The sequence below is a fragment of the Streptomyces sp. NPDC030840 genome (assembly GCF_055572015.1).
Map to the genome: position 1 here is coordinate 1 of NZ_JBVIEE010000019.1, position 20,757 is coordinate 20,757.

A 20,757-nucleotide genomic window follows, 5' to 3' on the forward strand; every position below is an offset into this window, starting at 1 on the left:
GGGGGCGGAGGGGCATAAAGCCCCTTTGGGAATTCCTGGCGGAATTCCTCGCCCCGGAATTCGCCTGGCGGCGAATTCTCTGTGGTTTATGCCGGGCCGCTGACGCGGCCCTGTTTGGCGTGTGAATTTGCCTGGCGGCAAATTCTGGGTTGTGGGTGGATTTTGGGGTTTCTGTATTTTGCCTGGCGGCAAAATTCTAGTTCTTTGGTTTTGTTGGGCCGCTGGCGCGGCCCTTTTGGGGGATGTTGTGTTGTGTGTTTCTGTCGGAAGCGCTGGTGCGCTCCGGTTGTTGACGGGCTGTTGGATATGACGCGGTGTCACACCGGATGGTGTGACTGGGGGTTGGGGGTGTGGGGTGTCGCGGGCCTGGTGGCCCTCGAGGTTCGTGGTGGGGGGTCGGTGGCTGTGCCTGGGTGGTCGTGCTTGCATTGGGCGTAGGGACTGCTGGCGCCTGGCGGCGCTGGTGGGGCTGGCTTGAGGGCAGACCGGTGTCGTGGGCGTCAGGGGGACGTCGTCGGCCGTGTGAGGGTGTGTGTCCGGGGTTCGTCTCGGTGCTGCAGGCTCAGGGCTGCAGCTGGTGTTGGCTCTGTTGCCGGATGCCGTTCACGTTCTGGACCGCCCGGCCGTGGCTTCTGCCTGGCGGCAGTGGGACGAGGGTGGGGGTGCGGTCGAAGAGGTGCGTACCGCGGGGTTCTTCACCCAGCAGATCTGGCGCCTGGGCGCCGTGCAGACTCGGCGCGTGCCACCGGCCCGGCCCCTGCCCTATTGGCCGTACGGATCTGTGGCAGGACGCTTTGGATGCTGGCTTCCCATCTGCTGTCCTGCCCCGGGGTGGGGCGCTGGGGGCTTCCCTGACAACCTCCACGAGGGCACCTGGCTAGGGCTCTCCGCCGTCCCCTTGCCTAGCAGCGCAACCTGGGCGATGCCGAGCGCCCCGCTCCCCTGCCGCCGACTCGTCGCCGCGACTGTCCTCGCTCACGCCCCTGTCGACGGCTGCCTCCGCACCGTCACCATGCGGCTCTCCTGGACGAGGTCGACCGCTCCCTTGGCCTTGCTAACGCTTCCTCGCCCATCTCTCCCTTTGCCCGGGCTCGGCAGGACAGGGCGGTGCTGTGCCGGCTGGGGATGTACACCGCCCTGCGGGCGAGCGGGCCGTCGGCATCTGTCGGGCGCAGTTGCTCTCTTCACTCAGGCTTCCTGGCGAAACCAGCCTTGAGCGCGTGGCACTGTGGGCGCCCTGGTCGACGCAGGGGTGTCAAGGACGCCTGCGGAGACTGAGGTTGTCGTCTGGCGTCATTCGCGTCTTACCGTGCATCGGTGCGTGTGGATCATCCGTTCACATACCTCACCTCGTCTGCCTGGGGCCCCTTCTGCCCTTGCGAAATGCAAAATTCGACTCGCTGCCCTTCCTCGAGGACTCGGTATCCGTCCATTTGGATCGCGCTGTAATAAACGAAGACATCGACGGGCGGGTCACCGTCGACGGAGATAAATCCGTATCCCTTTTCCGCGTTGAACCACTTGACCGTCCCCGTTCTGAAACCGTCTTTTTGCTTGCAGCTTTTTTCGGAAGCTTCTGCCGGTCCGGGGGCTGGTTTCCTGGAGGAGGCGGGGTGTGCGGGAGGGTCGGGTGTATGGGCGGGAGGGCGGGCGCGGTTTTTCAATAGCCGCCAGCAGGGCGTTGTCGGTCGTGCCCAGCAGTTGGTCGAGTGTCTCGTCCTCGTCCTGGGCTGTCGCCTCGCCAGCCGGGCGCGAGCGTGGTGGCATGCCGACGTCCGGGCGGGCCGGGGTCAGCCGTGTGCGGACGGCCGCCAGAAGGGCCTCGTCCATGTCGTTGAGTTTGGATGGCTGTGCCTAAAGCGCTCCGCAGTGAACGCGCGCTTGCCGACCACTGTCCCCATCGTGGCCGATGGGGCGCCGGTGGAGTGGGGACCTGCGTCGGTGCGGCGTGCCGCGGTTTCCCACGAAATCCGGTGGAGTCTCAACGGCCGGAAGTGGTTGAGTCCTGCTCAACTTCGCTGACACGGCCCGGCACAGTGCGAGGCGCAAGGTCCGAATCGCAGGCGCGCTCTAGCCCGCGTGTCGTCGAGTGATGGAGGTTATCGCGGTGGCTGGTTATGGGGCGCTTTCCGACGTATACGAGTGGCTGATCGGGGACGACAGGTTGACCCCCACCAAGGCAGCCGCGGTTTACTACAGCGATGTCGTGGGCTCTCTGCCGCCCAACGCGCGCGTCCTCGACTGCGCGTGTGGAACCGGCCAGCTCGCCGTCGGTCTCGCGAGTCTTGGCCTTGACGTGGTCGCCGCAGACGCCAGCAGCGGGATGGTTCGCCGGACCGAGAAGGCCGCCGACGAGCAAGGTGTCTCGCTTCGAGCCCTCCGCGCGAGCTGGGACGAACTGCCCGACCACCTGGAGGACTCCACGTTCGATCTGGTGTTCTGCGTCGGCAACTCGCTCGGGCACGCCGAGGGCGCAGCCGGGCGCCTGACCGCACTGGAAGCGATGTCACGGCTGCTGAATCAGGGCGGACGCCTCGTGCTCACGTCACGCAACTGGGAACTCGTGCGCTCCGCCGGCTCACGGGTAGACGTCCGCGATCGACTCATCCGCCGCAACGACCGCGATGCGGTCGTCAGCTACTACTGGCAGATCGAGCAGCACTGGGAGCAGGAACACTTCCTCGAGATCGTGGTCGCCCAGATCGAGCCGGATGGGGCAGTGCGAGCCTGCTCGGAGCGGTTGTCCATCTGGCCCTACCGGTACGAGGACCTCGTGGCGCAGCTGCGGAGCGTTGAGCTCACGGTGCAGTCCACCACCTTCGACCCCGAGAGCGATGGATACCTGGTGGTCGCCAGCCGCGACCAGGCGCGCGGCACGTCTGAGCCGGCGCGCTGATCCGCCTTTCGTCGTCGTCGTTGCCGACCTGCCAGCTCGCGACCGCCTGCAGCGGGTTCTACGCGAAGTGTTCAGCGCTTGAAGCAGTTGCCGCGGGTGCGGTCCCCACCCTGCATCTGACCTGCTCAAGCTGAGGCTGGAAAACAGCTCACTGTCTGTGATCTGCCCGTGGCTTCGATCATGCAATGTGCGGGACGCGGCTTTCCTTTCAGGCAGGCATAGACGGAAAAAGCAACAAGGAATTTCCCGCTCTGTGAGCGTAAAGCAAGAATGTGAGTTGCTTTCCGGTGTTGTCTTTTTCATAATTCCTCATGTGTCGAGTATTTTTTCGAGGGTGTGACCCTGTGCAGAGGGGGTGGGGGCGCGGGTCAGCCTCGTGCACCGGATTGTGTCCGAGTCGCCTCCGGGGCCAGACGTTCTCATCCCCGCCACCACTACCGGCTCCAGGTTGATACGCCGGTCCGCGCCGGCTCCGGGACTACACCTCCGGACGGACGGGACCGCAGGGCACGACACAGTACTAGTTCGCATGAACGAGGCAGCGGCGCCGGGCCAGCGTGGACATCTGCTGCTTGCTTGTGGCCGCTGGCCTGCACTTTGTGCAGAGGCCGGTGCCGAGACGGCGGTGTCACGCTCGGCGGCGACCGGCTCGCGTTCGGGGTACCGGCGTTGCCACCATCGGCTCACCGCGTCGGCCGACTTACGCCAGGTCTGAGGCCGTTGAGCACAGCATCGATGGACGCCACCATGGCGGACGAGCTCCCGGCCCGCCGGCTGTGCGCCGTACAGCACGGGTCGAGTTAAGCCCGAGGCTCACGTTCACGTCCACATCCGCCACACGGAGGCTGAAGAGAAGCGCTGGGGGTCCCTCCCGTCCCCTTACACCACCTGGGGTAGGGGTCGGACCGGCACGGGCAGCCGCTTCCGGACCGGTCCGGAATCGACCGACTGAGGGGGCAAGGCCCGTTGAACCTGGCATAGTTGGGGCCGTGGGGGAATATGTGGAGTTCACCTTCGACGACGGCCAAGCGGTCCTGCTGGAGGTCTTTCCCAGTCCGCTGACCGACTCCGCGGCGGGCGGCGCGACGCCCGGTTCCGCACCGCTCGTGCCTGTTGCCGGCGAGCCGAATGGCCGGGTAGCGCGTGCCGCTCACGGCGCACTGCGGCAGGTTCTGAAGCCGCTGGTCCCCGTCCTTCAGTCTGTGCATGACACGGTGTCCGCCATGGACCGGCGGCCCCAGCAGCTTACTGTGGACCTGGGCGTCAAGATCGGCAATGATCTGACGCTCGGCATCGTCGCCAACAAAGGCGAGGCGAGCCTGACGGTTTCCGCAACCTGGAACCTCGAACCACCCGCGCCGACGGAGTAGCCGTGCACGCGTCATACGACAACGACCCGGACGCTCCGATCCGCCGGGCGTGGGGCACCGTGCACGCCCCAGGTGCGGCAGGGGCCGGGCTGGGCGCGGGCCTCATCGTCGCAGAGGGGTTCTTACTGACTTGTGCCCATGTGGTCAATGCGGCTCTCGGGCGTCCCAAACTGGCTGCCGCCGAGCCGTCTGCGCAGGACATGCTCCGCGTCAGCGTCTCGTTTCCGGGGCTCGGCAGTGAGCACCATGCCGTGGAACTGGTCCGCTGGCTGGCCCCCGAGCCGGCGAAGGGTGAGCAGTGGTGGAACGGCGATCTTGCTCTGCTGAAGGTCGAGATGGAGGGATGGGACGTCCCTCCCGTGCCGGTGCGGGAGACGTCCAGCCGGCGGTTGTCGACCTGGTACGCCCACGGCGCCCCCCGCTCCCTCGTGGACGTCTATGTCCAGACCTCTATGGGCCCTTGGTACATCCTGGATCCCGGGCATGCTCCGCTGGAGATTCTTCCCGGCCACAGCGGAGCGCCCTTGTGGGACCGCGAGAGCGGCTGTGTGGCAGGCCTGATGGTGTCCACCGAACCCGACAACCTACGCTCGTACGCCATCAGGGCCTCCGAGTTGGTGAAACTGCTCGCGGATGCCTCCGTGTTCCCGTCCGCGATCACAGAAGTGTCGGATCCTCGGACGCGAGCTCGTCGTAGTGAGCTGATCGACGCGCTCGACCAGCTGTCCGACCGGAAGCTGCAGCGATGCGCCGAGCGTTTCGCCGGTGTTCTGGGGTTGCCCTGGGCCCCGGGCTCCTGTTCAGGCCTTGTCGACGCGGCCATGCGCCACCCGCGGGGGTTGGCTACTCTGCTCAGCACGCTCACGGCACAGGGGCCGGTAGCGAAACGGGTCGGCGAGGTCGCGGCGATGCTGGGGGCCCTGCGCCTGTTCACCCAGGAGGAGTTCGACGAGCTCTGCGCGTTGCTGGGCCCGGACGCGTACTCGGAGGTGCGCGCGGCGGCCCGTCGCGCCGTACCGCACTTCTCCCTGTCCGAAGCCGGCCCGCCCGCCGTCGGGGAGCTGGTCGAGGACCTGGAGGACCGCGCCAGCGAACCCGGCATCGTACCGCCCGTGATCCAGGTGATCGAGGAGGTCGCCGCGGCCCGGCAGTCCGGCGGCGTCGGTCTGCGGGAGTGGTCGGATCGCGTGACCGCCCGGCTGGGTGTCCGTCCGGAGGCGATGCGGCAGTGCCGGTGGTCCGCCACGTCCCGTGCTTTTGCCCGTACGTTGTCGCCGGTGCTTCGGGTGTGGCTGTGGGCGGCAGAGCCCGCTGCGGAGGCCTTCCACTACGTGATGCGCCTCTACGACGCCCACGGACAGCAGGTCAGAACCTGGACGGACGGGGACACGCTGCGCAGCCGCGCCGACCTGTGTGCCGCCCTCTCCGAGGCTGTCGACGACCTCGATCAGTATGAGGCGTCGGCCGGTGTCGAGTTTTTGCTGGAGGAGGGCTTCTTCGGACTCGCCGTTGACCGGCTGCCCACCAACGCCGGGCCTTTGGGGACGCGGCCCATCGGGCTGGACCGAGTCGTGGTCTTGCGCGGGCAGAAAGGGATGCGGGCCGGTGACTGGAGGAGGCGCTGGGAACAGGGTCAGAGTTCCGCGGCGGGCCCCTACGTGCTGCACGACCTGAACGCGGCGAACGGCACCCTGACAAGCAACCGTGAGATCGCCTGCGTCATTGCCTGCTGTCCGCCCGGGCAGCACGACAGCACGCTGGCCCTGTGCCGCTGGTTAGGAGTCCCCGTGGTCTTGTGGCAACGCGGCGCCCACGGTCTGGACACGGCCGAGGCGCTTAGGGATGTCGTGTCCGAGGACTGGCCGCGCACCCTCCGCGAATCGGTCAGGGGGCAGCGCGTCCAAGCGATGTTCGACACCGCGCATATGGGCGCTCATCTGGCCCTGATGTGGGAGGACCCGGGCTGGAGTCCACCCCGGCAACGGCTCACCAGTCCGTCAAAGCGGGAGGGAGGCGCCGCGTGAACAGTGAGCGCCCGAAGGAACGGCTCTTCCGCGGCGACGGAGGCACGTACGACGCGTCCGTGCCGCTGCCTCAGCCGCCGCCGTGGCGGCGGCCGCGGCCGGACGGTGAGGCTGTGCTGCGGCGGCCGTATCTGATCGGCGAGGAACAGGTGGAGGTGGTGAACGCCGCTCTGCGCCTGCGTCGCCCTCTGCTGGTCACTGGGGCTCCCGGCACAGGCAAGTCCTCGCTCGCCCACGCCGTGGCAGCGGAGCTCGGCCTCGGGCCGGTCTTGGTATGGCCGGTCAACACCCGAGCCACGCTCACTGATGCGCTGTATCGCTACGACGCCATCGGCCGGCTGCGGGAGCGGCAGGACGGCACCGACGACATCGGCAGCTTCGTACGCCTGGGGCCCCTGGGCACTGCGCTGGCCACCCGGCACGAGAATCAACCGCGGCTGCTGCTGATCGACGAGCTCGACAAGAGTGACCTGGACCTGCCCAACGACTTGCTGTTCGTGCTGGAGGAAGGCGAGTTCACCATCCCCGAGCTGGCCCGCCTGCCGGAAGACCAGGCCGAGGTCTTTGTTCATGTGCAGGGCTCGCAGGAGAAGGTGCGGGTGCAGCACGGTACGGTGCGCTGCCAGGAGTTCCCCTTCGTCGTGATCACCAGCAACGGTGAACGGGAGTTCCCGGCTGCCTTCCTGCGCCGCTGCGTCCGGCTGGAACTGCCGGAGCCCGGCCCGGATCAGCTTGAAGGCATCGTGCGGGCGCATTTCTCCCAGGACCTGCCTCAGTTGGAAGCGCAGTGGTCGCGGGTGCAGGACCTCATCCGCACCTTCACCGACCGGCGCAGCCTCGGCGGCCTGGCCACCGACCAGTTGCTGCACGCCGTCCATCTGCTGCAGCAGGGCATCCGCCCCGAGGCGGAGCACCTCAGGGAGGCGGTGCTGCGTGAGCTCAGGAACGGCGGAGTCCGGTGAACCTGACGAGCTCTGGGTGGCAGGCATGCATGCCGCCCTGCGCAGCGCCGGAGTGGACCTCTCCCCCAGGGAGCTGAGCGACGCCCTGTGGCTGGCCCTGCACGAGCCGCCGGGCCGGTCCGGGGCAGCCGTACCGGAGCGCGGTGCCATGCCGGCGCCCGCCGCTCTCCCCCAGCCGGAGCAGTCGGACGACGATGCGGCCGAGTCCGCGCCGAGTCGGAGCCGGCGCCCGGTCTACGCCTTCTCCGGTGGCCGCGACGGCGGGGCTCCGGGTTCGCCGATCCGCGTTCCCGGCGTACGGGGCCTGCGGCATCCGCTCGGCATCGTCCGGGGGCTGCGTGCGCTCAAGCGAAGAGTGCCGTCCGCGCACCGGTATGAGTTGGACGAGAGCGCCACCGTCGGCGCCATTGCCGATAGTGGCGTCCTTGACGTCGTGCTGCGCCCTGCTGCGGACCGCTGGCTTCATCTCGTCCTCGCCGTCGACGAGGGCCTGTCCATGCGGGTGTGGCGCGACACCGTCGACGAGTTGGCCGACGCGCTCAGGGGCTCGGGCATCTTCCGGACCGTGCGTGTGAGTCCGCTCGGCGCACCCGTCCGGTTCGTCGGCGATCGGACCGCTGTGCTCGTCGTGACCGACGGGGTCGCCGACCACTGGTACACCGGAACCGCTCACAGGCATCTGGCCGCGTTGGCCCGCAGCGCGCCGACCGCGGTACTGCACGTGTTCCCGCTCCGGCTGTGGGGCGAGACCGCGTTGGCGGCAGAACCCATGATCGTCCGTGCGACCGGGCCGGCGCCCTCCAACAGCCTGCTCACCGCCCATGACCCCTGGCTTCCCGACTTGTTCGGTCCACGGCCCGGCCTCCCGGTGCCCGTCCTCGAGCTGGACGAGCCGAGTCTGCGCCCTTGGGCGGAGCTGATCGCGTCGCACGGCGGCGTGGCCGCCATGCGTGTCATCGACGCGGAGAGTCCGCCCGATGTGGTGCCCTTCGGCGATGCGGTCACCGGTGAGCCTCAGACCGCCGCCGAACGCGTGCAGGTTTTCCAGGCGATGGCCTCGCCGCACGCCTACGAGCTCGCCGGCCACCTGGCAGCGGTCGATCCGCTGACGCTTCCGGTGATGCGGCTCATCCAGGCCGCTGCCCTGCCCGACAGCAGCCCGGTCTGTCTGGCGGAAGTTCTGCTGAGCGGTCTCATGCACTTGGACAGCTCGCTGGAGGGGCAGGACGTCTTCGCCTTCGCGCCGGACGTGCGCGCGGTACTTCGCACAGTGGTCAAAGCAAGCTCGGCACGGCGCACGGCTGACGCCGTCAGCGACTTCATCACACCGCGCCTGGGCCGCACTCCTGACTTCCCGGCGGTCATCGCCGACCGTTCGGGGACGTTGAGCCTGCCCAGAGGGGGCGAGCCTCTTGCGGAGCTGGAAGCAGAAAGAGCAGGACAGGCGTACTCCCGGCGTGAACATCTGCTTCGCCTGACTGATGCCCTGTCCACGCTGGACTGTCTGGCGGACGCGCAGGGGCGTCTGCATTTCGCTGCTCTGCTGGGAGAAATACTGGGCCGGTCCATCGCCTTGCGGGGCATCAGTCTGCGTGAGGACATCACCGTCCTGTCACGGGCTGCGTTGGACACGGCCGGTGGCGAGCGGGCCGTGCTCGATGTGGCACGGGCCCTCGACGGGGCTGCGGTCACCGCAGAATTGGAGCAGTTCCTCGCACCCGTGGACGACGGCGCGAGCGGCTTCGAGTCGAACTCACCCAGCAAGGACGACAGCTCGGGGTCAGCGCTTGCGGAGATGTCGGCGAGGGACCTGCCGAGAGCTGAACAGCGCATGACTGACGCTGGTGATGTCACAGCTCCACGCGGAGACCCGGCCCGTGTGCACGCCTTGATCGTCGGCATTGGGCGCTACGACGCGGGACCGACCTGGGACCTGCCCGGGCCCGCCCGGGACGCGGTTCGCTTCCACAGGCTGCTGCGGGCCGCCGGCGTGCCAGAGGCCCACCTGCGCCTTCATCTCTCTCCCTTGCCACCGCATGTCCCTGACGTGCAGTACGAACCCGCAGACCATGCGACCCTGCGCCGCGTCCTCGTCCGCGAACTGGCGGCGGCACAGGGCGACGTGCTCTGGGTATGGTGGGGCGGGCACGGTGTCACCGACCGTGCCGGCCGCCAACGGCTGTTCTGCGCGGATGCGACCACCGCCGACAAGGTAGGCATCGATCTGGACTCGGCGCTCGAACGGTATGCCGGGGATGCTGTTCCCGGGCTCACCCAACAGCTGTGGATCGTGGACGCCTCCGCGAATTCCGAAGATGACCTCAACTTCCAGCAGCCGCTTGCTCCCGATGCCCTGCCAGTCGGGCGGCGCACCCTGACCCACCGGCAGAGCTTGCTCCGCTCGGCCGGCGCCGGCCAGGTCGCCATGAACGACCCCGCGCAGGCCACCGGCCTCTTCTCCGACGTCATGCTGGACCTGCTGGCAGGCCACGCCGCCGTCCTGCCAGGACTGCCCGATCCGCAGGATCTGTTCGCCGCCGTTAGAGCCCGGTTTGCGAATCTCAGGGAAGCCGATCGTACTCGGCAGCATCCCGAGATCAGGCTGCGGAGTCCCGACGGCAGCGAGACGACGTCAGCCCCCTCCACCGCACGGCCGCTCTCGCCCCTTCAACGAGCCGTGGAGGCTCTGTTGGCCTATCCGCTGTTCGCCGACCCCGTCGAACGACAAATGCTGATCAGCGTGCTCGACCCGAGTGTCACAGCGACTCTGCCCCGCCACACCAAGGCTCGCACCGATGTCATCGGCATTGTCAACGGGATCGCTCGGCATCGCCCGGAGGCGTTGGCGGACCTGTATGACGCCGTAGTGTCTGTCGATGACGATCCCGAACGCAAGACGGCGCTCCGCCGAGCCCTGGACGACCTCATGACCACAGCGAACAGAAGCAGACGACCGGGCACCGTGTGAGATCCGTCGACCACCTGATCTGACGACGCTGCGACGCGGCGAGTACGGACATCGCTCGGCGAACGGCGAGGCCGATCCGGGGGTTCGGGCTGAACCGTCCCGACCTCGTCAGGAGCCGCGAGGATGCCTTCTGCCTTGCTTTCAACCTGCGGGACTGGCACGAGTTGTAGCAGGACGGTGATCCGGCGGCGGATCCGGTGGTGAAGGCACTGCTCGAGTCGCCGTTCGTCGACGTGGCGCTCGCTCGCGTAGCCGGCGTGAGTGGCAAGGTCAGCCCGGTAGCGTCGAGGCCTGTCTGCTTTCACGTGGTTAGCCTGTGCCGGGGGTGTGTCTTCCAGTGTCGCCTCTGTGATTCATCAGCGTGGCCGGTGCTCGGCTGCGCCTGGACCGGCCCTTGTGCCGGTGGAAGGGAAGGGGGCACATGGCTGCGAGGGGTCCTCGTTTCTCTGGTCGGGGTGAGGCATCGGATGAGATGGAGCCCTACCTCGGGGCTGGGGCGTCTTTCATGACCCCGGTCCTCGGCAGAGGGCTTCGTCGCTTCCAGCGGCCCGCGGAACCGTCGGGGGCGGGTCTCCGGCAGGCGTGGCAGGAGATGGAGGCAGCCAGGCGAAGGCTGCCTGGGCTGCTCTCCGAGATCTCGCAGACAGCTCTGGCAGCCGATCCGCTCATGCTCTACAGCAGCCTTCATGTTCTGGATGCCATGCGCCGGTCGTCTTTGGCCGGCAGCGTGGTGTTCGGGAGTGATGCGCTGGTGGAATTTTACGGAGGTTTGGTCACCGCGCTGCCGGCGGAGAAGGTGCTCCAGCGGCTCGGTGCCGAGCTCCATCCGCAGGTGCTGTTCGACATGGACCGGCTGCTGCGCGAGTACGGGCGAGCGGAGAACCTGGCGCATCAGGCCAAGGTGCTCAGCGAAGGCGCCGTCGACCAGCAGACGAGTGTTCTGCACATGCTGCAACTCGAGCAGCGTTTCGACCGGATGCAGGGTTATCCCGCACAACTGCGCCCGATCTTCGAGGAGATCACCGCTCCCCTGGCCGACCAGTCCCAAGGGGTCCTCGGCTTCGCGCTGCATCAGGCCCTGAATGCCGCTGATGCCTACCAGGCCCTGATGGCCGAGCGGACGGGCCAGGCCGTCGATGCCTTCGAAAAGGTCTCCGCTGCCTTGCCTCCGTCCTCAGGCAGGGAACACCGTGTGCACGTTGCGGCCGTTGCTGCTGCGGGTGTGGCAGCGTTCGGGGCCGCTCCCGTCGAAGACGACCTGCCCGGTGTACTGGCCGGCAGCCTTGGTGCTCCCCGTGAGGAGATGGTCCGCCTGGTCGCTGCACTGACGACACCGCTGGGCAGCCAGCCGGAATTGCGCGAACTGGGCGACACCAACACGCTGCGCCGACGGCCAGTCATCGGCCTGGACGACACGCGTGGTTTGTGGGCGCGTCCCGGCGACTTCATCCACGAGGCGCTCGACTGGGCCGCAGACGCCTGCCGCGACCACCCGGATCTGCTGAAGCGCTTCGACAAAAGGCGCCAGGACGTCTGCGAAGAACACGCCCGGCGCGCCCTGGCCGAGGTGTTCGGGGACGGCTACGTCCACGGCGGCGCCACCTATCCTGAACCGGGAAACCCGGACATCGACGTTCTCGTCGCCATGCCCGGAGCAGTCCTCACCGTCGAGGTCAAGGGCGGCCGTTTCACCGACCCCGCCCGCAGAGCGGCACCGGACCGGGTGAACAAGAAGACACGCGAGTTCGTCGACAAAGCCCTGGAACAGAACGCACGCACCATCGCCTACCTCGACGGCGGCGGAAGAGATCTACGGGACCGCAACAAGCGCCGTCTCATCCTGCCGGACCACCTCCCTTCGGCCGTGTCGGTGATCGTCACACTCGAGCGGGTGGACCCGTTCGCCACCCACCTTCCCGACGGCGGCAAGCGCCGCGCGGAACCCCAGGACGGCACCTGGATGGTCACGCTGGCCGATCTGGTGATGGTGGCCGACATCCTGCGCCACCCGGCCGAGTTCTATGCCTACGCCCGCACACGTGCCGCCATCGCCAGAGCCGGAGGCCCTCGGGTGTTCGTCGAAGCCGACGCTCTGGCCGGCTGGCTCAAGCACCGCATCCAACCGGTCGACCCCGCACCAGGTGAACTGGTCTTCCTCGACACCAGCAGCGAAGCCGTCAACAGCTACTACACGCACAGTGCCACACCCGACTCCTCTGCCGCCCGTCCTGGCTCCGGCGTCCTTCCCGAGGTCCTCGACGCCCTTGACCTCGTCCAGCAAGACCGCCCCGAGGACTGGAACCACCTGGCGATCGCGGCCCTGGCAGTCGAGCCCGGAGGGTGGCGGCCCGTGGCCAAGGCACTGCAGCTAGCCAGATCGGGCGCCGGCACCCGCCGAGACCGCAAACGGGCCCGCCGTGCGGCCGACGGTATCGCCCTCTCCCCCCAGCTCACGGTCTACGTCCGCGACAGCGAGGATGAGACCTCTGGCTCGCCCCTGGGGCCCACGACTCTTATGCTCCACCCCGCGTAGGGACGCCGCCCGTGCGGAGCAGCAAGGTCATCTGGAGACGCTGGTGCGAGTACGAGACAGCCAAAGCCCGGGAGGCGCGAAGGCGGCCACGACGGGTATGCCGACGCCGAGGCGGAGTGAGCAGCCGTACGCCACCGCCGGGCGATCGTCGTCGAGCACGACGCTGCTCTGCCCACCGCGGCAGCGGCGGGCTCGTCAGGCCTCCTGATCTTGCGGGAGTCACGCCTGCCAGTTGCGGGCGGACCCGCTCACTTGATCGCTCCGGTCCAGTGGGGATCTTCCCCAAGCCAGGCGCTGTTCTCCTGGACCCAGGCCTCGTCGGAGCGGCTCATACTGAAAACGATCGATGTGGCGTCCCCCTTGGCGATCGAGTATTCCTCAGTGAAGGTGCCGGCGCGGCCGGGGGCTAGGCGGCCGTTCATCTCCTTGGAATCGAGCGAGACGTACAGGGAGCTCGTCTGGCCTCCGGTTGTGCCGCCCTCGGCTGCCGGGATGAGACCGTCCAGGTCGTATGGCTTGTCGAGGCCGTTGGTGACGGTGAAGGTGACGCGGAAAGGAGCCTGGTCGGCATCGGGGCGACTGTCGTACTTCCCGAACCGGGTGATCTTGCGGATGCTGTCGACCTTGATCTTGAGACCGTCCTTGTAGGCGAAGGTGTCGCCGACAGCCAGCTCGGTGTCGGGCTGCTCAGTGCTGGGCGTTGGGCTGGTACTGGTTTCAGTGCTGGGCACCGGGCTGGCGGTGGCGCACCGCTCGATCCATTCGGACTGCGACAGCGTCGAGTCGGGCCCGCAGTCGGGCGACTGAGCCGGTGCGCTCGAAAGGCTGGTGGAACGTTCGGCTGTTCCCTGCTCGGTGTTTGCGCCGCAGGAGACAAGGGTGCCGGCGAAGACGACGGCGGTGGTGGTGGTGAGCAGTGCGGTTCGGGAGCGCATGACTACCCCCAGGTTGTGCTTCTGAGGGACATTGTCGGTCCGCGACAGGGAAAGTGCACGGGCCTGCTTCGAGGTCCGCCCCGGCGCCGCCCTGGGCATCGGTGGGTGTGTCGATCGCGCCAAGGACATCCTCAGCGGCTGCTGTGCTCCAGCTGCTCGGACCCGCGAGGTACGCGGGTGGCACGCGCTCTCGACGGCCTGTTCGGCTGCCTTCTCCACTCCGGGGAACCACTCAACGAGCGTTCCGCTCGAAAGGGACCGGGGAGCAGTGTCACACCGGAAGATCGTCTCTGGACGGGCGCAGCCCTCATACCGGGCCTGGGCCGGTCAAAGGCGTACTGCCTCGCCGCTGGTGTACGAGGTGCGGGTCGCTGACCTGCGGTGTCTCATGAAGGGGAACAGCGGTAGGGCGTCGGACGTGACGTCGGCAGGGATTGGGAGTGGGCGGTCATGGCACGCGCGATCTGGACTGGTGTGGTGTCCTTCGGGCTAGGGCGTGTTTGAGATGTCGATGAACACAGGGCTTGATTGATATTCAAGGGACTGCATAGCGTCAGGACGGTGGAATCAACGCATCGGCCCGCCGCCCGGGTCATCTGTCTGGACGCTGCCCACCGCGTGCTTCTTCTGCACTGGCGGGACCCGTTCGATGGGACATGGGTCTGGGAGCCGCCTGGTGGCGGCATAGAGCTTGGTGAGACGCCACTCGTGGCGGCTCGACGCGAGCTGATCGAGGAAACCGGACTTGACCCAGCTGCCGTCCTTGAGCCGTCAGTGCTCGTCGACCGCGATGTGCGGTGGAACGGCAAGCGGTATGTCGGAACGGAGTATTTCTTCGTCGCTCAATTCGCAGAGGAGCAGCCATCCCTGGTGCCCACAGGTCTGCTTCCAGAGGAGCAGGCCAGCCTGGACTCGCATGCCTGGATCGCATGGTCTGATCTGGGCTCACTGTCGGACCCTGTTGAGCCGCCGCAGTTGCTGACTGTGCTCGACACCTTGGCGCCGGAGGGGCCGTGGCGTGTTGCGGATTTTGCATGAGGTGAGGCGCAGCAATGACCGTGCGGGGGTGGGCCGAGCGGGGACGCTGACGAATCTTGCTGTGTGGCCGCCCTCACCTCTCAGCCCGTAGGTTTGGCTACGAATCCGATGGCGACGAGGCCAAGTCCGATGACGACGATGGTCATCGAGTGCATCAGTACACCGGCCAGAGCGTACGCGACGCCGGCACCCCAGATCCGGGGACTCCGCACGAATGTCGACAGTTGTCGTCCGGGCACTCTGTTGTAGATCCATGCGTGGATGGCGAGCACAGCGGCAGTGACGCCCAATGCGAGTAGGCCAAGCCCGAACAGCACGAAGATCATCGAATCCCCTCCGCTTCTTGTTTCTGCCATGTCCACGCTACTGGCCAGCCCTGCGCAAGGCGGCTCGTGTGCTGTCGAAAGGCTAGTACTGCAACGGTGCTTGCCGTGACTGCTGGCCAGTTCGGTCGTTGGTGTGGTTATGGGTGGGGACCTTGCTGAAGTCAGGTTGTGGGCCGGAGAGCTGGACGTACTCCATGAGCGGTTCGTGCACCGGTTCAACCGGGAGGAGCCGCGTCAGTCGGCGCTTGCTTACATGCGAGGTCTGGTTGCGCCGCTGCAGCGCAAGAACGGCTGGACGCTGGCGGAGGAAGCCGGGCACGCGGGTCCCGATCGCATCCACCGGTTGCTGAACCGGATCGAGTGGGACGCCGACGCGGTCCTGGACGACGTACGCGACTACGTCGTGGAGCACCTCGGAGACCGCGATGCCGTCCTGATCGTCGATGACACCGGCTTTTTGAAGAAGGGCATCCGCTCGGCCGGCGTCCAGCGGCAGTACTCCGGCACCGCCGGGCGCACGGAGAACTGCCAGATCGGCGTGTTCCTCGCCTACGCCACCGGCCGCGGACGCACCCTGGTCGACCGGCGGCTGTATCTGCCCACCTCCTGGACGGACGACCGGGACCGCTGCCGCCGGGCGGGCATCGACGAGAGCGTCGTCTTCGAGACGAAGGTGGCCATGGCCAAGGCGATGGTCCGCCGGGCCATCGCGGAGAAGGTCCCGTTCGGCTGGGTGACGGCGGACGCCGCCTACGGCTACAGCAAGGGCTGGCGGTTCGAGCTGGAGCAGGCGGACGTCTTCCACGCCATGGCCACGACCCGGCACGACACGGTCGTCACCCGCTGGTCCATCGACCACCCTGTGCACGAGCTGTTTCCCGGCCTGCCGCGGCAGAAATGGAAGCGCCGCTCCTGCGGTGAAGGAGCCCATGGCCGGCGGATCTTCGACTGGGCCCGCGTGGAGGTCAGGCCCTGGCACCGCGAGGACCGCCGCCACTGGGTTCTCGCCCGCCGCAGTGTCAGCAGGCCCGAGGAGATCTCCTACTACATCGCCTACTGCCCCGCCGACACGACGCTGGACGAGCTGATCCGCATCGCGGGCAGCCGCTGGGCTGTTGAGGAATGCTTCCAGACCGCGAAGCAGGAGTGCGGCCTGGACGATTACCAGGTCCGCCGCTACCCCGGCTGGCACCGCCACATGACCCTGGCCATGGCCGCCCACGCCTGCCTGACCGTCCTGCGCGCCCGCGAACTGGACGCCGGGAAAGCAGAAACGGATCCTCCCAGCTCATCCACCTCAGCCTCGCCGAGATCAGACGCCTGATCACCCGCCTCACCGACCGTCGGCCAGCATCGATCGACCACATCCTGCACTGGTCGACCTGGCGCCGACGACGACAGCACCAAGCCCGCATCAGCCACTACAAACGACGCGGACACAGCCCCTGAAAACTGCCCAGCACTCAGAACAAACACCGTTGCAGTACTAGAGCGCAGCGAGAAGTTGATCTTCGTTGTGGAACCATCGCCGGATGGCTCGTGGAGATCTGACGGACGAACAGTGGGTATGCCTGGAGGCGGTGTTGCCGCCGTTGCCGGTGATGGGGCGCAAGCCGCGGGATCGGCGACAGGTCTTCAACGGGATCTGGTGGCGGGCGCGGACCGGGTCGCCGTGGCGAGACATACCCGAGCGGTATGGGCCGTGGGAGACCGGATACACCCTCTTCCGCCGCTGGCAGATAGATGGAACCTGGGCTCGCATCTTGAAGAGCTTGCAGGTCAAGGCCAATACGGCGGGGCATACCGAGTGGGAGGTGTCCGTAGACTCGACGGTCTGCCGGGCCCACCAGCACGCAGCCGGAGCCCGCAAAAGGGGGCTCATCGTCCGGGCCGCACGCAGGACGACGGCCTGGCGGCTGAGCCGGACGATCACGGTCTCGGCCGGTCGCGCGGCGGGCTGAGCACCAAACTGCATCTGGCCGCCGACGCTTCCGGGCATGTGCTCTCCGTTGTGGTCACCGGCGGGCAGCGCGGGGATGCACCCCAGTTCACCGAGGTCATGGACCGGATCCACGTGCCCCGGCCCGGTAGCGGGCGTCCCCGGATCCGTCCTGCTCACGTTCTCGCTGACCGTGCCTATTCCTCCCGCCAGATCCGCAACTACCTGCGCAAACGGCAGATCCCGCACACCATCCCGGAGAAACGCGACCAGGCCGGCCACCGTCTCCGCCGGGGCTCGACAGGTGGGCGTCCGCCCGGCTTCGACCGCGAGAAATACAAGGCCAGGCACAAGGTCGAATGCCGGATCGGGCTGCTCAAGCAGGCCCGCGGCGTCGCGACCCGCTATGACAAGTTGGCCGTCCGCTACGAAGCGACCGTCCAACTCACATTGATACGACAGTCGCTGTGACCTCATTTCAAACACGCCCTAGCTGACTCGCTCGCGCCGACGCAGTGTCGGCGGCCGGTCGCTCGGGTTGGCGAGCATCCGCCGGACGGTCTCCGGGTGCCAACGCTCCCCGCGCTTGGGGCGAATGTCCTCGGCCTCCAGGACTGCGCAGATCTCCCGGTAGGACAGCTCGTCCTCGTCGCGGAGCTAGCGGGCGCGGGCGCGGCCGGCCTGCTCCATCTCCTCCTCGGTCAGTTCCTTCTTGTGGGCCTGCCAGCCGTACGGCGGGGCGCCGTAGGTTCTCCCCCTTGATGCGGCGGCCGCGGCGGAGCTTGGCCACGGTCATCCCTCGGTCCAGCTGGGCGAAGACGCCCATCATCTGGCGCATGGCGGTGCGCATCGGGTCTTCGGGGGCGCCGGGCAGGATCTCGCCCTGGTCGGCCATGAACGCACGGCCGCCGTGCTTCCAGCACTGAGCCAGGGCCGCCTCCTGCACGACCAGCTCGCGAGCCAGGCGGTCAAGGTTGGGCGCGACGATGCCGTGCACCCGCTTCTCCTCGACCCACAGCAGGGGCAGCGGCCAACTCCGGCCGCTCGTCCCCGGCGACAGTGCCGGGCACGGCCTTCTCCACGAACAGCTTCACGAGGCGATGGCCGTGGTCACGCGTCCAGCGGCGCACGATGCGCTCCTGGTCCTCCAGCCCGAACCCGTCGAGCTGGCTGCCGGTCGACACCCGGATGTATCCCGCGAGCCGCATTTGATCGCCTCCAACGCGCTGACCTGCACTGTCACAGATATTGGGCATAACTGTGACACCGAAGCGACCCTATCGGGCGCCCGTGAAGGGTGCTGAGGGGCGCGTCAGGCGCGGGATGATGGTGGCCAGGTCGGCCCCTCCTGGCCGAGTTCTCGCAACGGTAGTTGCTTTCGAAAGGTTGCGCCAAACACACGTTCGAGCGACGTAGTGCGGGCGCCTGCCGTGAGGGCACCGGTGTGTCCACGTCCAACGACTCCATAGAGCCATGAGATCCGGGTGGTTTCTCCATCGCTCGGGGGGCCTGGGCCGCACTCCACGGCCGCCGCATGGCCCCGCCTCCCAAACCCCTGCGGGATCTCCCGCCAGCTGCTTGACCTGTGGGGTTTTGTGCGACACGCGCGTAGGACGTGCATCTGCGTGCCAATCCCTAGATCTAGTGCTTGGGTCACGTCAGCGGCCCAGAAGTTGTGGTCCCCTAGACCCCGGGGCCACATCAACTGGCCTATGCTTACAGCTGCTTCCTCATACGGAGCCCCTCACGTGCTTCGCCTTTCCTGGCGGAGGCCCTACCTCAAGGGCCACTTGGGGCTGAGTGGGAGGAGGCATTGATGGATCAGCACGAGCACTGCGCCTGTTACAAGCGCGTCCTGACCTGGCGTCAGGCGCTTGTCGACTGGGCGCCCGTGGTCGTCGCGACCATCGAGATACTGCGGTCTTGGTTCTGACCAGGAAGCCGAAAGCCCCGCCGCAAGGTCTGTGCTCAGCAGTGAGCCCGGCCGATGTATGGACGGCCGGGCTCGGCGACTGCGGTACTCGGCGAGGGGTTCGATGTCGGTGGCCGCCGATGTCGGGCCCCTCGTGACGTTCCAGGACGAGCGTCTCAGTCTCAATGAGGTTGAGTGAGTCCTGGTGAGCCCGAGTGAGTCCTCTGCATGGTACGGCACCTGGTCTCTGGCTGACACGGGAGGTATCACGGCAGTTCCTACACCTGCTCCCTCATCGACGGCTGCTCCATGATCCTGCCTCGGGAGTCGGGGGGGGAGCCTGAGTCAGGGAGTGATGCCGGGTAGGTCGTCGTCCGGGCGGCCGCCGACGCCGAGGAGGCGGCGCGGGCTCGGGGTCGGTGCAGGACGTGTTCCGAGCACTCCGCGGGCCCGCATCTCGTCAAGATCGGGGAGGCGGACGCCGGGCAGTGCGTCGAGTAGGTCGGCCTCGGTGGCGCGGATGCCGTGCGCGAGGTTCTGAGGGCCGGCGCCAAGGGTCCGGCGGGTGGTGCTCACCGCGTCAGTCTTCCAGTCTGTGCCCGGTGTCTGGGTCCGGATTCGGGTACTCACCAGCGCAGGGCGATTCCTCGACCCTTGCCGCAGGTCGGGCCACTTGTGTGGGCCCCGTCGTAACCTTTGGCCATGACTTCGGTGGTCGTGCCAGATGACCCGTATGCGGCGGCCGCGCTGCTCGGGTGCTCGGTGGAGCAGATCGCGCGCTGTGCCACGTGCCGCGCGTACTGCCACCGTTACGGCCGTGGTGGCAACCCTCTGTGCGAGGGCTGCCGGAAGGCCATCGCGACCAGCGGGGCAAAGCCTTCCGGCTGACGGTGACTGGGTTCTCCGGCGCTACAAGGCCCGGTTCTCGTAGAGCTACGGCAGACGGGCATACGGCGAGGAGGGAGCCTCGAGCGGTCGCCTGATCATCGTAGAGGAGGGGGCAGGCTACGGGCTGCCCGACTCTGAGATGCCGTTGACAAGTTGCCTGAGAACGTCCAGGAGTCCCTGGCCGAACGCTGTGGGAGCGATCAGCACGCCGAAGACCAGAACGATCAGGACGGTCAGCTTCTCATCCGCTCGGCTCCGGGCCTGCGTCCGACGGCGCAGCCGCAGCACGATGATCACCGCCAGCAGAAACGCCACGTTGATCGACAGCAACACCCGCCCAGCCCTCCCCCTCAGACCCGAACGTTCCCGCCTTCCTGTGTAGCCTCCAGGCACCTCCCGCTACAGCTCAGCGGATGCAGGATGGCGGCAAAGCGCCCCAGCGCGACCGGAAACCAAACACCTCCCGTTCCGTGGTGCTCGACCGTGCGCCACGGCAGCACCGCTTTTGTCGCCACCCAGGCCGGGGCGTACCCGGTCGGGTGAAGACACCGCGAGCGCAGAACGGTTCGCGGGTGCCGGCGCGTAGTGCCGGGCATGAGGCCGATCAACGAAGTGCACGTAGCGGAACCGGGCTTGGCGGTGGTGGAGGTCGCGGCCTGCGACGACCAGACCGCCTTCGCCGTCCAGCAGCTGCTCGCCACACGATGGGCGACCGCGACGGCGGACCGTACGACCAAGACTCCCGGCGAGCCCGGCGTACGGCTGCGCTGCTACCTGGACGTGCGCCAACCGCTCAACCCGTAGCACCCCAGCGTGTACGGGCCCGGGCGCGCTGACCTGCCGTGGCCGCGTTGCTCGGCTCCGGCCGACAGGGCATCTCAATGCCCGGCGTCAAGGCGCAGACCTACTCGGTCGTGCTCCGCCCCGGAGCGGGCGCCCGCCGGATCTTCCAGCCGGACCCCAGCA

16 protein-coding genes and 2 pseudogenes are annotated in these 20,757 nt (G+C 67.6%); 10 read left to right on the forward strand and 8 right to left on the reverse strand.

Annotated features, from left to right (window positions below):
• Positions 1–1,328: 1,328 nt before the first annotated feature.
• Positions 1,329–1,532: pseudogene (locus ACZ49J_RS32025) on the reverse strand (cold shock domain-containing protein); the annotation flags it as partial.
• Positions 1,533–2,092: 560 nt separating this feature from the next.
• On the opposite strand from ACZ49J_RS32025, the gene ACZ49J_RS32030 reads away from it, so the two are divergent.
• The 6 genes from ACZ49J_RS32030 (at position 2,093) to ACZ49J_RS32055 (ending at position 12,753) form a co-directional block, all read left to right on the forward strand.
• The gene (locus ACZ49J_RS32030) at positions 2,093–2,896 is read left to right on the forward strand and encodes a class I SAM-dependent methyltransferase (protein ID WP_467454277.1); all 804 of its coding nucleotides are present in this window, start codon (positions 2,093–2,095) and stop codon (positions 2,894–2,896) included.
• Between the two features lie 989 nt (positions 2,897–3,885).
• Positions 3,886–4,266, forward strand: coding sequence for a CU044_2847 family protein (locus ACZ49J_RS32035; RefSeq protein WP_467454276.1), 381 nt, complete (start codon positions 3,886–3,888; stop codon positions 4,264–4,266).
• 2 nt (positions 4,267–4,268) lie between these two features.
• A complete protein-coding gene (locus ACZ49J_RS32040) occupies positions 4,269–6,290 on the forward strand; it encodes a VMAP-C domain-containing protein (protein ID WP_467454275.1) in 2,022 nt (673 codons plus the stop codon).
• The gene (locus ACZ49J_RS32045; RefSeq protein WP_467454273.1) at positions 6,287–7,252 is read left to right on the forward strand and encodes an AAA family ATPase; all 966 of its coding nucleotides are present in this window, start codon (positions 6,287–6,289) and stop codon (positions 7,250–7,252) included. The genes ACZ49J_RS32040 and ACZ49J_RS32045 overlap by 4 nt, the downstream gene beginning before the upstream one ends.
• 25 nt (positions 7,253–7,277) lie before the next feature.
• Positions 7,278–10,220 (forward strand): SAV_2336 N-terminal domain-related protein, encoded by a 2,943-nt coding sequence (locus ACZ49J_RS32050; protein WP_467454271.1) that lies wholly within the window; start codon positions 7,278–7,280, stop codon positions 10,218–10,220.
• Between the two features lie 667 nt (positions 10,221–10,887).
• Positions 10,888–12,753 carry a nuclease-related domain-containing protein gene (locus tag ACZ49J_RS32055; protein WP_467454270.1) on the forward strand — a complete coding sequence of 622 codons (1,866 nt, stop codon included), beginning with the start codon at positions 10,888–10,890 and terminating at the stop codon, positions 12,751–12,753.
• A 248-nt stretch (positions 12,754–13,001) separates the two neighbouring features.
• Here ACZ49J_RS32055 and ACZ49J_RS32060 read toward each other — a convergent pair whose 3' ends face one another.
• A complete protein-coding gene (locus ACZ49J_RS32060) occupies positions 13,002–13,688 on the reverse strand; it encodes a hypothetical protein (RefSeq protein ID WP_467454269.1) in 687 nt (228 codons plus the stop codon).
• A 561-nt stretch (positions 13,689–14,249) separates the two neighbouring features.
• Between ACZ49J_RS32060 and ACZ49J_RS32065 the strand changes: the two genes are divergently transcribed.
• Entirely contained in the window at positions 14,250–14,726 is a 477-nt protein-coding gene (locus ACZ49J_RS32065; RefSeq protein WP_467454267.1) for an NUDIX hydrolase, read from the forward strand.
• Between the two features lie 80 nt (positions 14,727–14,806).
• Here ACZ49J_RS32065 and ACZ49J_RS32070 read toward each other — a convergent pair whose 3' ends face one another.
• Positions 14,807–15,052, reverse strand: coding sequence for a hypothetical protein (locus ACZ49J_RS32070; RefSeq protein WP_467454265.1), 246 nt, complete (start codon positions 15,050–15,052; stop codon positions 14,807–14,809).
• A 139-nt stretch (positions 15,053–15,191) separates the two neighbouring features.
• On the opposite strand from ACZ49J_RS32070, the gene ACZ49J_RS32075 reads away from it, so the two are divergent.
• Positions 15,192–16,376 carry an IS701 family transposase gene (locus ACZ49J_RS32075; RefSeq protein ID WP_467454264.1) on the forward strand — a complete coding sequence of 395 codons (1,185 nt, stop codon included), beginning with the start codon at positions 15,192–15,194 and terminating at the stop codon, positions 16,374–16,376.
• 208 nt (positions 16,377–16,584) lie between these two features.
• Positions 16,585–17,462 (forward strand): IS5 family transposase gene (locus ACZ49J_RS32080; RefSeq protein WP_467454263.1). Its coding sequence is split into 2 segments (ribosomal slippage): positions 16,585–16,938 and positions 16,941–17,462, totalling 876 coding nucleotides; the frame shifts between segments, so codons are not numbered across the junction.
• 18 nt (positions 17,463–17,480) lie between these two features.
• Here the strand turns inward: ACZ49J_RS32080 and ACZ49J_RS32085 are convergent.
• The 5 genes and pseudogenes from ACZ49J_RS32085 to ACZ49J_RS32105 form a co-directional block, all read right to left on the reverse strand.
• Positions 17,481–17,630, reverse strand: coding sequence for a recombinase family protein (locus ACZ49J_RS32085; protein WP_467454292.1), 150 nt, complete (start codon positions 17,628–17,630; stop codon positions 17,481–17,483).
• 184 nt (positions 17,631–17,814) lie between these two features.
• Positions 17,815–17,988: pseudogene (locus ACZ49J_RS32090) on the reverse strand (recombinase family protein); the annotation flags it as partial.
• Positions 17,960–18,199, reverse strand: coding sequence for a recombinase family protein (locus ACZ49J_RS32095; protein WP_467454262.1), 240 nt, complete (start codon positions 18,197–18,199; stop codon positions 17,960–17,962). The gene ACZ49J_RS32095 and the pseudogene ACZ49J_RS32090, both read right to left, overlap by 29 nt.
• Before the next feature lie 1,049 nt (positions 18,200–19,248).
• Entirely contained in the window at positions 19,249–19,479 is a 231-nt protein-coding gene (locus ACZ49J_RS32100; RefSeq protein ID WP_467454261.1) for a hypothetical protein, read from the reverse strand.
• A gap of 429 nt (positions 19,480–19,908) precedes the next feature.
• Positions 19,909–20,121, reverse strand: a complete 213-nt coding sequence (locus ACZ49J_RS32105) for a hypothetical protein (RefSeq protein ID WP_467454291.1) — start codon at positions 20,119–20,121, stop codon at positions 19,909–19,911.
• A 264-nt stretch (positions 20,122–20,385) separates the two neighbouring features.
• Here ACZ49J_RS32105 and ACZ49J_RS32110 point away from each other — a divergent pair, with 264 nt between their 5' ends.
• A complete protein-coding gene (locus ACZ49J_RS32110) occupies positions 20,386–20,595 on the forward strand; it encodes a DUF6207 family protein (RefSeq protein WP_467454260.1) in 210 nt (69 codons plus the stop codon).
• The last annotated feature ends 162 nt before the right edge of the window (positions 20,596–20,757 follow it).